The sequence below is a fragment of the Polaribacter sejongensis genome, from assembly GCF_038024065.1.
Classification (GTDB): Bacteria; Bacteroidota; Bacteroidia; order Flavobacteriales; family Flavobacteriaceae; genus Polaribacter; species Polaribacter sejongensis.
Map to the genome: position 1 here is coordinate 476,709 of NZ_CP150667.1, position 13,741 is coordinate 490,449.

The 13,741-nt window shown below is 29.8% G+C and carries 13 protein-coding genes; 1 reads left to right on the forward strand and 12 read right to left on the reverse strand.

Going from position 1 to position 13,741, the window contains the following annotated elements:
• Positions 1 to 972: 972 nt before the first annotated feature.
• On the reverse strand, positions 973 to 2,667 hold the full coding sequence (gene dnaX, locus WHD08_RS01645) for a DNA polymerase III subunit gamma/tau (protein WP_165731055.1): 1,695 nt from the start codon (positions 2,665 to 2,667) through the stop codon (positions 973 to 975).
• Between the two features lie 411 nt (positions 2,668 to 3,078).
• Here dnaX and msrA point away from each other — a divergent pair, with 411 nt between their 5' ends.
• The gene (gene msrA / locus WHD08_RS01650; protein ID WP_208889472.1) at positions 3,079 to 3,738 is read left to right on the forward strand and encodes a peptide-methionine (S)-S-oxide reductase MsrA; all 660 of its coding nucleotides are present in this window, start codon (positions 3,079 to 3,081) and stop codon (positions 3,736 to 3,738) included.
• A 266-nt stretch (positions 3,739 to 4,004) separates the two neighbouring features.
• Here the strand turns inward: msrA and WHD08_RS01655 are convergent, their stop codons facing one another.
• The 11 genes from WHD08_RS01655 to WHD08_RS01705 form a co-directional block, all read right to left on the reverse strand.
• The gene (locus WHD08_RS01655; protein ID WP_208889471.1) at positions 4,005 to 4,433 is read right to left on the reverse strand and encodes a hypothetical protein; all 429 of its coding nucleotides are present in this window, start codon (positions 4,431 to 4,433) and stop codon (positions 4,005 to 4,007) included.
• A gap of 136 nt (positions 4,434 to 4,569) precedes the next feature.
• Positions 4,570 to 5,895 (reverse strand): hypothetical protein, encoded by a 1,326-nt coding sequence (locus WHD08_RS01660; RefSeq protein WP_208889470.1) that lies wholly within the window; start codon positions 5,893 to 5,895, stop codon positions 4,570 to 4,572.
• A gap of 129 nt (positions 5,896 to 6,024) precedes the next feature.
• Positions 6,025 to 6,858, reverse strand: coding sequence for an IS3 family transposase (locus WHD08_RS01665; protein WP_244183341.1), 834 nt, complete (start codon positions 6,856 to 6,858; stop codon positions 6,025 to 6,027).
• 2 nt (positions 6,859 to 6,860) lie between these two features.
• Positions 6,861 to 7,376 carry a helix-turn-helix domain-containing protein gene (locus WHD08_RS01670; protein ID WP_208889910.1) on the reverse strand — a complete coding sequence of 172 codons (516 nt, stop codon included), beginning with the start codon at positions 7,374 to 7,376 and terminating at the stop codon, positions 6,861 to 6,863.
• A gap of 90 nt (positions 7,377 to 7,466) precedes the next feature.
• Entirely contained in the window at positions 7,467 to 8,198 is a 732-nt protein-coding gene (locus WHD08_RS01675; RefSeq protein WP_208889469.1) for a hypothetical protein, read from the reverse strand.
• Positions 8,199 to 8,200: 2 nt separating this feature from the next.
• The gene (locus WHD08_RS01680; protein WP_208889468.1) at positions 8,201 to 8,575 is read right to left on the reverse strand and encodes a hypothetical protein; all 375 of its coding nucleotides are present in this window, start codon (positions 8,573 to 8,575) and stop codon (positions 8,201 to 8,203) included.
• Positions 8,576 to 8,952: 377 nt separating this feature from the next.
• The gene (locus WHD08_RS01685; protein WP_165731062.1) at positions 8,953 to 9,330 is read right to left on the reverse strand and encodes a PH domain-containing protein; all 378 of its coding nucleotides are present in this window, start codon (positions 9,328 to 9,330) and stop codon (positions 8,953 to 8,955) included.
• A 128-nt stretch (positions 9,331 to 9,458) separates the two neighbouring features.
• Entirely contained in the window at positions 9,459 to 10,838 is a 1,380-nt protein-coding gene (locus tag WHD08_RS01690) for a glycoside hydrolase family 30 protein (protein WP_208889467.1), read from the reverse strand.
• 226 nt (positions 10,839 to 11,064) lie between these two features.
• Entirely contained in the window at positions 11,065 to 11,586 is a 522-nt protein-coding gene (locus tag WHD08_RS01695; protein ID WP_208889466.1) for an OmpH family outer membrane protein, read from the reverse strand.
• Between the two features lie 56 nt (positions 11,587 to 11,642).
• Positions 11,643 to 12,566 (reverse strand): tRNA (adenosine(37)-N6)-dimethylallyltransferase MiaA, encoded by a 924-nt coding sequence (gene miaA / locus WHD08_RS01700; RefSeq protein WP_208889465.1) that lies wholly within the window; start codon positions 12,564 to 12,566, stop codon positions 11,643 to 11,645.
• On the reverse strand, positions 12,567 to 13,394 hold the full coding sequence (locus WHD08_RS01705) for an ion transporter (RefSeq protein ID WP_165731070.1): 828 nt from the start codon (positions 13,392 to 13,394) through the stop codon (positions 12,567 to 12,569).
• Positions 13,395 to 13,741: the final 347 nt, after the last annotated feature.

The following is a 13,741-nucleotide window of genomic DNA, read 5'->3' on the forward strand; positions in this document are numbered from 1 at the left end:
AGTTTTCAATCCTATGTACATCAAAGCAATTGATTTAAAAAGTCTTCGACAAGCTTAGACTGACAAATCGTTAGTGTAATTGTGTTTTGGTTTTAACTTAATGAAATCAATTTACTTAACTAAATACGCTAAACCAATGAATACTCACAAAGTCTTCCTGAGCCTGTCGAAGAATCAGAGTTGAGTTTTCAGTCCTATTTATATAAAAGTAATTGGTTATAAAAGTCTTCAATAAGCTTAGACAGACAAATTGTTGTTGTAATTGTGTTCTGGTTATAATTTAATGAAATCAATTTACTTAAGTAAAAACGCTAAACCAATAAAAACTCAAAATGTCCTCCTGAGCCTGTCGAAGGATCATGTTTGAGTTTTCAGACCTATGTATATCAAAGTAATTGGTTAAAAAAGACTTCGACAAGCTCAGCCAGACAGACGTTAGTGTAATTGTGCTTCGGAAATATTTTAACGACAGTAATTTACTTAACTAAAGATGCTGCTCAATGAATACTCACAATGTCATCCTAAGAATGTCGAAGGATTTAGCTTGAGTTTTGAATTCTATGCATATCAAAGTAATTGGTTAAAAAGTCTTCGACAAGCTCAGCCAGACAAATCGTTATTATAATTGTGTTTTGGTATTAACTTAATGAAATCAATTTACTTAACTAAATACGCTAAACCAATGAATACTCACAATGTCTTCCTGAGCCTGTCGAAGGATATTGTTTTAATTCTTTGCCTTAAAAGTGTTAAAGTTGTTGTTGAGATAATTGTGTTTAAATACTACAATAATAGTGTTTTAGAGAAATATTTTTTAATTTAATAAAGCAATATACTTAACTAAAAACGCTAATCCAATGAATACTCACAATGTCCTCCTGAGCTTGTCGAAGGATATAGTTTAAGACACTTAAAATCGCTCAACTTTCCCTTATTAGACTGCTCTTACAATCAGCAATAATAAAACTGTTGTTACATATCTAACTCAAAAGTCTGACGTAGTTTATCTATAAGAGGGTTTATTTCTTTCATCTTATTATATTTCTCTTGTGGAGTGTAGGCAAACTTTTTTTCTATGGTTTCGTTTAAATTAACTTCAAGACTGATACCATAATTATTAAGTCGTTTTCTTAAAAAGTTGATCAATTCAGATCTTCCTTTTCTAAATTGCTCTTCCATTAACTTATTAGGTACCGAAAAAGTTATTTTATAGTTTTTCCCTAATTGTGGTACGTCTGTTCCTACAATAGAAGCCATACTACGCTCTCCTTTTTGAATTAACAGCGCAACATATTCTTTCCATAGGATCTGTAAAGCTTCTTCAGTAAAAAAGTCTTTCGGATGGTTGTCAAAATTTTCTTCTACAACCGCTTTCTTTTCTACCTTTTTTTCGTGAATACTTTTTAAAGATAACGAAGATGCACGCCTACCAACAGATTTTAATATTGGTTTTATTCTAGGTTTAGGCGGTTCTACTTTTGGAGCTTGTGCAATTACAGGTTTTTCAATTTTTTTCTCAACCAGTTTTGCAGCCTCTTTTACAGCAGGAGAAAGTGCTTGAAAAAATGTAGCAGGAATTATGTAGTTAGCTGGTTTTTTTTTTTCTCCATCAAAAGTGATAGAGGCAATTTGCATAATGGTTAATTCTACCAGCAGTCGCTGATTTTTACTAGCTCTATAATTCAAATCACACTGATTTGCTTTTTCTATAGATTGCATTAAAAACGGAATGCTTGCCTTGGTAGCTTGCTCTAAATATTTCTTTTTAGCAGCATCACCAACTTCTAACAACTCTAAAGTAGCTTTGTCTTTGGCAACCAGTAAATCTCTAAAATGACTCGCCAGTCCATTAATAAAATGATGTCCTTCAAAACCCTTAGCTAAAATAGTATTAAAAGCATTTAATACTTGTGGTATTTTGTTGGTCAGCATTAAATCTGTCATATTAAAATACGTTTCGTAGTCTAATACATTCAGGTTTTCGGTAACAGCTTCACGTGTTAAATTGTTTCCAGAAAAACTAACAACTCTATCAAAAATAGACAAAGCATCACGCATTGCACCATCCGCTTTTTGAGCGATAATATGCAAAGCATCATCTTCTGCCGTAATATTTTCTTTTTCACAAATTACTTTTAGGTAATTTTTAGCGTCTAAAACACCAATTCTCTTAAAATCGAAAATCTGACAACGAGATAAAATCGTCGGAATAATTTTATGTTTTTCTGTAGTTGCTAAAATAAAAATAGCATGTGCAGGTGGTTCTTCTAAGGTCTTTAAAAAAGCATTAAAAGCTGCCTGAGATAACATGTGTACCTCATCTATAATATATACTTTATACTTACCGGTTTGTGGCGGAATACGAACTTGATCTGTTAAACTTCTAATATCATCAACAGAATTGTTAGAAGCAGCATCCAGTTCAAAAATATTGAAAGCAAAATCTTCATCTGCAGAAACTTCCGCATCTTGTTGATTAATGTTTTTAGCCAATATTCTAGCACAAGAAGTTTTACCAACTCCACGTGGACCTGTAAACAACAAGGCTTGCGCCAAATGGTTGTTTTTTATAGCCTTTTCTAACGTGTTTGTAATGGCTTGTTGCCCAACAACATCCGCAAAAACTTGTGGACGATATTTACGCGCAGAAACTATAAAATGCTCCATGTATAATAGATTGTATATGGTTAACGTCTTTTTAAAGAGTACTAAAATCAAAATAGATTTTGATTAAAAGTAGCTATTGAAATTTAAGGTAAAAACCTTAAACCTGCTTTAAACCTTAAAGAGACTGGTTTATTTTGATTTAATATTGAACAAAAATAGGGGTATCAGGTATTTTTTACAAGACATTTTCTTAATAAAATCCTAAAGTTGTAAACAACGTGTAAATTGTTTCTATTTGTAACGACTATATAAGTAATTTAAAAATAATTTCGATTCCCTTAAAAAGGAATTGAATGTTTCCAAGAATATAACTCCTTGGATTCTTTTAAATTAAAAGTTCGGAAAATTGTACTGAAAATAGACCAACTGTTTTTTGTGCAATTTTCTTTTTAACCCTAATCCGTAAGTAAAATGAATATTTTAAAGTCTGTTACCTTTCTAAGTTTATCAATATTATTAATTTCTTGTTTCGGTTTTACTGATAAAAAAGAAACTCAAACTGAAACCAAAGCTACTTATATTGCTAAAGAAAAGACCAAAGTAGCCTATTTTGCAAGTGGATGTTTTTGGTGTGTAGAAGCTATTTTTGAAAGTGTAAGTGGAGTAGAAGAAGCTGTTTCTGGTTATGCTGGCGGACATACGTTAAACCCAACGTATAAAAGTATTGGAACCGGAAAAACAGGACATTCTGAAACTGTGGCAGTGTATTACAATCCAGAAAAAGTGTCTTTTGAAACGTTAGTGACCGTGTTTTTTGGTTCTCAAGATCCAACAACCAAAAACGGACAACATCCAGATTACGGAACTCAATACAGATCTATTGCTTTTTATGAAACGGATGCTGAAAAGGCAATTATAGAAAAAATGATTGCTAAATTAAATGCTGAAGTGTACCATGGTAAAATAGCAACCGAAGTTACCAAACTTAAAAAATTCTACAAAGCAGAAGACTATCACCAAGATTTTGAACGTAGAAACCCAAATCAAGGATATATTAAGGCGGTTTCTATACCAAGATTAAACAAGTTTAAAAAGAGGTTTCCGCAGTTATTAAAGACTGATAAGCATTAACAAATGCATTTTATATATATTGAAAAAGCAACTCATTGAGTTGCTTTTTTTGTTTTTAACTTAGAATTGACTAATATATTTATGGGTTTCAGGGTTTTGAAGTTTAGAAACAATAAAAGAGTTGCATTGTGATAATACTGTCTTTGATAATTCTGAAGGTCTCTGACTAGTAACAAGTCATAATATTATGAGCCTAGAATAATAATGTATAAATTTAATGAAGAAAAGAGTTGTTTTTTAGCTCAGTTCTTTGTTTCAGGTAGTTTTTATATTTCAGTCATTTTAATAGTTTTACTGGATGTTCTTCTTTCTCCATCTTTTGTTGTATAACTTGTAATGAATTTTAATTCTGAAAATTCTTTATAATTCAGAATATTCTTTTTAATTAAATTAGAAGTTAGCTCAATCTTATTTTTCTTTTCTTCAGATGAAACAGGTTTAAATTCCGAAATCATTAGAGTAATGTCATTCGATATTTTTCCATTAAAATTAGTCTCACTTTTCGAAATGAATGGGAATTCACAATTCCAGATTTTTTTTAAACCCTCAATAGTTTTTTCTCTTGAGTCAGAATATATAATTTCAATTGAATTTATTTCCGAGTTTATTACTAATTCCGTTTTTTTTTGAGAGTCAGTTTTATTTACACAACTTAACACTAAAATTCCGATTAAAAAGCACAATATTTTTTTCATTAGTTCCGTTTTTCTCAAATTATTTACGTTTATGTATAAGAATAGTTGCGGGTTTGTATGCGAGGATTTTCCGAAGGGAAATCAGACGTTACATACGCGCAACGACTTTTGATTAAGCACTAAGCCGCAATTATTTTTATACGGTGTTATGTGCAGATTTTCTATCTCGATTGTAATAATAGAACATTTTTATAAACTGATTAAGTCTCAAAACACTTTCAAAAATATTCAAACTTTTCAATAAAAATTCACTGTAGCTAATTTGATATTCTTCATTAGGTCTTTTTGTAATTGGATAATAAGATATGATTTGTGACTCGCTATCAAGTTTTGCTTTAAAATGATTAATTCCATTTCTTAATTTCGAATCAAACCTATTCTCGAATATTTCGAATATTTCTCCAGTAGAATATTTGTTAAATATTTCCATTTTACTTCCATTGCTAAGATTTTCAAAATCGTCTGGGTTATTAACATTTCTGGGTGTTCCTGCGGGCATTGCTGTTATATCTCCTCTTTCTACATAGTTCATAAATTTTATTGGAATTATACTATACCTCCCTAAAAACTCAAAGCAATCTGTGTAGAACGATTTCAATTTAGTGAAGTTAATTGTAGAAATGTTTTTTTCTTTAAAATCAACATCTTGGAATGTATATACAAAATCAAACCTCAAATCAATAAACTCATTAATTAGGGATGAGCATTCGTGATTGAAGTTTTGTAAAAAAGAATCATTGGTGTAATAATCCGCTACATCATTTAATTGTGGATTTTTAAAGGCACTTTCCTTAAATAATGTATCAAATAAATATTGTATAAAATCTGAATGTTTCTCGTAATCAATCCAAGGAAATACAAAATGGTTTAAAATAAAGAAATACGCATTAACAAAACCCAAATCAGTTTGGAATTCAAATTCCTTTTCTTGAAGTAGAACGCATTCTTTTTTTAATCGATTACTTATTGTTTCAATGTTTTTTTTATTAGAGATTTGGTATGCAGTAACTAAGTCTTTAAGTTCATTCCATTTATTATTATCATATAAAGTTCGTATATTATCTCTTTGCCCTGATTCTATAACATTTTTGGGGTCACGAACTGTGGCCATAAATTTATTATGAGGTTCTGTACTGGCTTTTTTAACAGGTAACTTATCGGAATATTCTAAGAAGAAATCTCCAGATTCAAAATCTCCTTCAGTTTTTTCTCCACGTAAAATTTTGAAGTCTAATGATTCTAAAAAGTTTCGATGAAATCCTTGAAAACTTGCATCGGGAATGTCCATTGTATAGCTCTGAAATTTCTCATAGTCAATATCCAATTGAGCTTCAAGAACTGTTCGACAATCAGAATTAGGGCAATTAAATTTTACATCTTGTTTTTCTCTTGACAGCAGATGTAATCTAAGATTAGTTACTTTTTTACAATTATGACATTTTATATGATATCTAATCCACATAGTTTTTTTTTCAATTTACACATAACGGTTTTGTATAAGATTAGTTGCGTGTTTAAGCACCTAATTTAGCAAATACAAACCGAATAGAAAATAGACTGCACCCAAAAGCTTAGACAAATTTATAATTAATTATTGATAATAAAGAGCTCTATATTCTACTGGGCTCATTCCATTTAAATTTAGTTTAATTCTTTCTGTATTATAATATTTTATATACTCTTTAATTTCTTTTTTCAATTGAATAATCGATATGTATTTGTTTAAATAAAATAATTCAGATTTTAAGATACCAAAGAAATTTTCAATTATTGCATTGTCTAGACAGTTTCCTTTTCTAGACATACTTTGTGTAATTCCTTTTTCTTTTAATAACCGTTGATATTGTTTCATTTGATATTGCCAACCTTGATCTGAATGTAATATAATGTTTGCTTGGTTAGGAACCTTCTTAAAAGACTTTTTTAGCATCTTAACCACTTGTTCGAAGTTAGGTCTTTCAGATAATTCATAACTAACTATTTCGCCATTGTATAAATCAATTATTGGTGATAAATATAATTTATTTCCAAAGACTTTAAATTCGGTAATATCAGTTGCCCATTTTGTATTAGGTTTGGTTGTTTTAAAATTACGTTGAAATATATTGGGTGCTATTTCACCTATCTGTCCTTTGTAAGATTTATATTTTTTAATTCTTATCAAACTTTTTAAACCTAATTTTCGCATTAATCTTAAAATTGTTTTATGATTTATAACAAGTCCTCTTTTGTTTATTTCTAAGGTGATTCTTCTATAACCATATCTTCCTTTATGATAATGATATATCTCTTTAATTAAGATTTTTACCTCTTCATATTTATCTGTTAATTGACTTCTTTTTTTGTGATAATAATAACTGCTTCTTGCCATATTGGTATGATTTAGTAATAATTCTAAACTATACTTATGCCTTAATTCTGTTATGGCTAGCGCTTTTTGCTTTGCGCTGCTAGAACTAAGGCTTGTAACTTTTTTAGCAAATCCAGCTCAGCTCTTAACGATTCATTTTCCAATAGAAGTTCATCTTCCCTTGTTAAAGGTTTATTAGACTTCTTTTTTGCTCTCTTAAATTCCATAGATCTAGGTCTTCCTCTTGGTTTATTATTTAAGCCTGTAATTCCTAGTTTTTTATAATTCCTTTGCCAATTCATTATTGCAGATTTGGTTGGAATATTAAACTTTAAACAAGCTTGACTTAAAGATAATGAATCATCTACAATAGATTCTAAAACTTTCAATTTAAATTTTAAGCTATATTCTTGATTTTCTCTAGGTAATAAACCTTTTTTACCATGCTTTTCATAAAAACTAACCCAGCTATGAAGAGATGTGTGATGAATACCGTTCAATAACGAAACAGTGGAAACTGCTTGATTTTTTTTTAATACTTGTTCTACACAACGTAGTTTAAAATCGTAACTATACTTGACTTTTCTTCCCATAAAAATACCCTCAAATAGTGTCTAACTTTTTGGGGGCAGTGTAAAATCCGCGAGGATTTTCGTAAGTAGGCTCGTACCAAGCAATTAATTTTATACGTTGTTGGGTGCAGTATTTATTAGTTTTTGTATTGCATAAGCTGCGTGATGAATTGCTTCTTCGGCTTCTCCTCTTTTCAATTCTTGACCGTGAACTGCTCTGTTACTGACGTGAATTGGATATCGTAAATTATTTGCAATATCAGAATCTATTATTTTATTTCGAGTAAGAATATCTAATAATTTGGTAACAGAATAAACTTTTTTTATTTCCAGTCCATTTTCCTCTCCTATATTCTTTAATAAAATTTCTATATATCTTCTTAATCGAGCAAGAGCATTCCAAGGTTCTCCCATATATAGTTCGTTTATAATCTTGTCAAATTCCTCACTTACTTTTTCGGTAAATGGAAATTCTTTTATTAGTTCACTCGCTGGATGCTCACTTTCAAATTTTTCTTGTGCTTCTTTTTCTGACTTTATCTCCTCTTCAGTACCAACGAAACGAGTCAATCGGCTAATCAAATAATCCACTTTTTTGGTCAACTTTTTATTATCAACATAATCCGAAATTGATAATTTACCAATGTCATTATCTAAATACTCTCCAAGAGCAAGAATATCTGATGAATCAAGGATTGTTTCTAATTCTTTTTTCTTTAGTTCTTTTAGTAATCTTCTTTGCTTGATTGAATTTGAAACTCCTGATATACTTGCAACAATCAATGAAATTAGTCCAAGTACTGTGGCAAGAAGAGAAATATAATTTTCTAAATTTTCGTCCATAATTATTCGTTATTTAATGCTGAACGATACAATGCCAAAAATGGTGTTATCTGTTTAAATCTATTTAATAAAGTAATTGATGCTATATATTTTCTACCCAATTTGCTAACTCGGTAAAGTTCGTAGAAACCGTAGGACATTGTTAGAAGTGAAAAACCCAATGGATATAACATTGTAGTATTATCAATCTTTAACTCACTCTTAAAAAATGCTATTGCAAGTGCAACAATCAATGATATTGCGATACTTATCGTACCCTTTATAATCATTAATTTTCTTTCGTGATGCCATTCATATACTTTTTTTAATTCGGCTTCAGGGTCAGTTACTTCCTGTGTAGCTAAATTAATTAAATCTCTTATGTTAATGTCTTTCATAGTTTTCTCATATTGCACCCAACTTGTTTATATATTTACATTAATTCATCATATCATCCTTCATTAGGAAAATATGCTCAATTATTTAAGTTTTTTTGTTTGAAATTCTTTCATAGCAAATGAGGGAAGAATTTTTCATGATAAAAGTACAATTTATATGGTGTTTATATAGATTAACTTATTAACAGTAATTTGTTAATTATCAATCTTAAAAAGACCTCAGTTTTGTCATTTCGACCTTTTAGAGAAATCATTTATAGGAACATCATTTATGAAATTTAACTAGTGATCCATAATGTTATCAACTAAGTTTTGTACTGAGGCAGATAATACTATTTTATAAACAAAAAAAAGTTGTCTAAAAAATCACCACTTTATCACATCACTTTATTAGCTAAATATTTTTGAACTTCATAAACATCAATGCTCTTATTAAATTTTTTACTCACAGAAGGAATGTTTTCACTAGATATCCAAATTTTTAATTCAGCGTCTAAATCAAAAGTTCCTGAGGTTTCTAGAGAGAATCTAGAGATACTTTTATATGGCATAGATTTGTACTCAACTTTACTTCCTGTTATTCCTTGAACATCAATTAAGATTAAACGCCTGTTTGTAAACATAAATGTATCACGGAAAAGCTTAAAACCTAATTCAATTTCTTCATTTTCAGTAAGTAATCTGCCATATTTTTGATTCAATTTTTCAGATGAAACCTCACTTGCATTCCCTAACAATTTATTAAATAATCCCATAGTAATTTTTAAATTATATTTATTATTTCTTTTTCTACCCCATAAATTTCGGTAAAAAGATTTAATAAAGTTTACGGTTTCCCATAATCTTATTAATGAGTTGTTTTTAATTATTTTACATTATCACTTTAATACACAATAACAGCAACAGATTTACTTGGAATAGTTGCAGTAGCAACCGTTTTTCCTGCTTCGATACATTCGTAATTTTTTTCGGTATCAGGATTGTTTTGAACGAATAAATATACTTTACTCTCTTTTTTAATAGAAATTAATGTTTCTTTAGAAAAGGAAGCAATTCTTTTACTACCAGGTTGCATGTATTTACTTAATAAGGCAATTACGGCATAATCCGGATTGTAAGTAACGGTTTGGTTTTTTCTATCAATATTAATTAAACTATTTTGTTTCCAGTTCCAACCACTTTTTCCTGTTTCGTCTAAAATCATGTTCCAATAACAATAATTAGGAACGCCAAAATTGATATAAGATGCTATTTCACCAAGTCTATTATAAGCTTGTTCCATATTGTTTTTACCATTGTAGCAAACACCTTCTGTATGCATGGTTGGAGTATCTTTAGCTAAAAAAGACAGATCCTTTAAATAGTTTGTATTGGTATATTGTAATCCAATTCCGTCAACAGCGTTTAGGTAGCCTTCTGTATTTGCAAACTCTAAAGCATCTAAAGCACCGTAAGTTCTAAATGTACCTGCCCAAATTTCTGTTTTCATATTGTTTTTATTAAAATTAGGTCTTAAATACTGCTGTATAAATTGATACATCTGCGCTGGTTGCATAACATTAGAAGGATAATTTGTGTTAGCATCAGTTTCGTTTTGAACAAGTATTCTGTCTATTTTAATACCTTCATTTGCATAAGAATTTACATATTTAGAAAAATAAAGTGCGTAAGCCTCGTAAACTTTTGGATCGTCTTTTAGTTTATTTTGATCTCGATTATTTTTACCTTGATCCATAATTCCAGAAGACTTCATCCAACCTGGTGGACTCCAGGGAGAAGCAAATAATTTCATTTTAGGATTGTATTTGAAGGCCATTTTTATATAAGGTAATACACTCTTTTTTTCTCTTTCGATAGAAAAGTGTTCCATAGTATAATCTTCGGCAACTTCGGAGTAGCTATATGCATCTGCGCCAAAATCACTAGCGCCAATGGCAGTTCTAGAAAATGAAAATTGAGCGCCATCTTCACTAAATAAATTACGCATTACGTTTTCTCTGCTTTCTTGGGGTAAAGACATTAAAGCAAGTCCGCCTATTTCATTAAAAGCACCTCCAACGCCTTCAATTTCTTGAAATTCTATAGAAGGATACACAACTATTTTTTGAGCTTTTTCATTGTTGCTATTTTGTGTATATTCTAAAATTGGTTGTGCAGGGATTTCTTTTCCTTCTTTTAAATCAACATAAAATACTTTTGATTGGGCGTTTATAGAAATTATAAATAGGAAATAACATAAAGCAGTTATAATAAGTTTTCTCATTGGTGTTGTTGGTAATAAGTTAAAAGATTAAGTTGATTTTTTTTGAATAAAAGCAGGTTAGCTAAGATAGTGATTTTAGCAAAAATTTAAAAGTAAAAAATTGAACGATTACTGAAAATGATAGTTGTCATGGTTATATGTATATAAGGTTAACCTGTGTTTTTTAAACAAAAAAAAAGCCTCACATTTCTGAGAGGCTTTATAGTAAATGTTTTGAGAGAAAAATTTATTTTCCTTCTGCAACAGGAATTGCAATTCCTAAGTTTTTTAAGACTAATTCTGTAATATCAAATTTGTTGTCTATGTATGCAAATTCGTTACCAGTTATGGTTAAAATCTGTGTGTATTTTTCTGCTTTGGCAACAGTAGCAATGGCATTACTTAATTTAGCATATAAAGGACGCATTAATTCGTCTTGCTTTAATTGCATTAGTTGGTTTCCGTTTTGCTGGTATTTTTTAATATCAGATTCCATTTCTGCCAATTCTTTGTATTCAGCTTGCTTTGCTAATTCCCCAAGCGTTTTTTCATTCTTTTTAAAAGCCTCTATTTTGGCTTTATACGTTTCTACTTTTATGGTAAAAGAAGAATCTAATTTTGCTCCGTAATTTTGAGATCTTTCTGATACAACTTTTGTTTCAGGCATTAGATTAATAATATACTCACTATCTACCGTACCAACTTTAGATTGTGCAATAGAAATAGAACTAATTAAAGCAAAGGCAATACATATAATTTTTGATTTCATGTTATTTTGATTTTTTGTGCAACAAAGATATAAAAGCGAATGAATTACAAAAGTTTTTACGGTTTTGATATGTTAATTTTATCAGAAATTTTAGCAATAATAGTGTTTATGTCCGTTTGATAATCAAACCATAAGGTTGTTTCATCTCTTTTAAACCAAGTACCTTGGCGTTTTGCAAACCTTCGGGTATTTTTCTTAATTTCTGAAATGGCAAATTCTTTGGTAAAATCACCATCAAAATAAGAGAACAATTCTCTATAACCAACCGTTTGTAGTGCATTTAGACTTTTATGAGGATATAAGTTTTTAGCTTCTTCTAGCAAGCCGTTTTCCATCATAATATCTACGCGCATATTTATACGATTATAAATAATTTGTCGGTCTGCGTCTAAACCTATTTTAATGGAAGTAAAATTTCTAGGTGCTTTTGGCTTGTTTTTAAAAGTGGAGTAGGGAATGCCTGAACCAATACACACCTCTAAGGCTCTCATCACCCGTTTAGGGTTTTGTAATTCAATTACATTGTAAGTTTCTGGGTCTAGTTCTTTTAATTGTTCTTGCAATACTTCAACTCCTTCTTTTTCTAATTTAAGGGTTAAATCTTCTCTTATTTTAGGATCTACTTCTGGGAAATAATCCAATCCTTTTAAAACGGCATCTACATACAAACCAGAACCACCAACCATTATCTGAATTGGGTTTTCTTTAAAAAGATCGTTTAATTTTGCAAGGGCATCTCGTTCAAAAGAACCTACATTATAATCTTCAAAAATACTTCTATTCTGAATAAAATGATGTGCTGCTGCCGCTAATTCCTCTTTATCTGGTACCGCAGTTCCAATAGTCATTTCTTTATAAAACTGTCTAGAATCGCAAGAAATTATAGCACTTTTAAAATGATTTGCTAATTGAATGCTTAAGGCTGTTTTACCAATTGCAGTAGGACCAACAATGGTAATTAAATAATTATTAGAAGTCATTTAGTTTAATTTACTACCACAGTTATAACAAAATTGAGCACCATCTTTATGGTTTTCTTTTGAGCAACTTGGGCAAGCTTGTGTATTTGTATCTACGCTATTATTTGCACTTTTTGTCATTTCTGCTGTAACAATTCCTGTAGGAATGGCTATAATTCCGTATCCTAAAATCATGATAATACTTGCAAGAAACTGACCAAAAGGTGTGTGTGGAGCAATGTCTCCATAACCTACAGTTGTTAAGGTAACAATTGCCCAATAAACACTTGTGGGTATGCTTGTAAATCCGTTTTCTGGACCTTCTATCATGTACATAATGGTACCTAAAATAACACATAGTATCACTACAAAATATAAGAAGACCGAAATTTTGGTTCTACTCATTTTTAAAGCTACTAATAATCTATTAGAAGCACCAACATATCTAGCTAGTTTTAATATTCTAAAAACCCTTAACAGTCGTAAAGCTCTTAAAGCCGCTAAATGATGAGAGCCCACTAAAAATAATGAAAGGTATTTTGGAATTGTAGAAAGTAGGTCTATAATTCCATAGAAACTAAAGATATATTTAAATGGTTTTTTTATGGAAATAATTCTTAATATATATTCAATGGAAAAAAGGATGGTAATAACCCACTCAGCTATGTTTAAAAAAGTGTGATACCTTGTGTCAAAGCTTTCAATACTTTCTAGCATCACTAATAAAATACTAGCAAGAATAGCTATTAATAAGATAACATCAAATAATTTACCAGCTTTAGTGTCCGCTTCATAAATAATTTCATGAATACGGTATTTCCAAGAAGTGTTTTTATCGTTATTCTTCAAATTTTATATAAATTTCTTTTACAATACTATACTTATTTTAATGATATAGTATTTTTTAAACTGTTTTCTCTTTGTTTATAAAGGATTTCAAAAATAATTAAAATAAAACATCTTTTGTTAAAAGCGTGACAATCTTTTCGTCCTATATATTTAGAAACTTTTTTCGAGATTTCAAAATTTACAAACAACCTCTATTTAATGCAACGAATTACACCATTTAGATTATTATGGATATACAGGTACGTCGTATTAGAGATCTTAAAATACGTATTTAATATCACTTGTTTTAGATAAAAGTGAATAAAGGAATTGAAGAAACTAAAGTTTTAAAAACCCAATTACTAAGT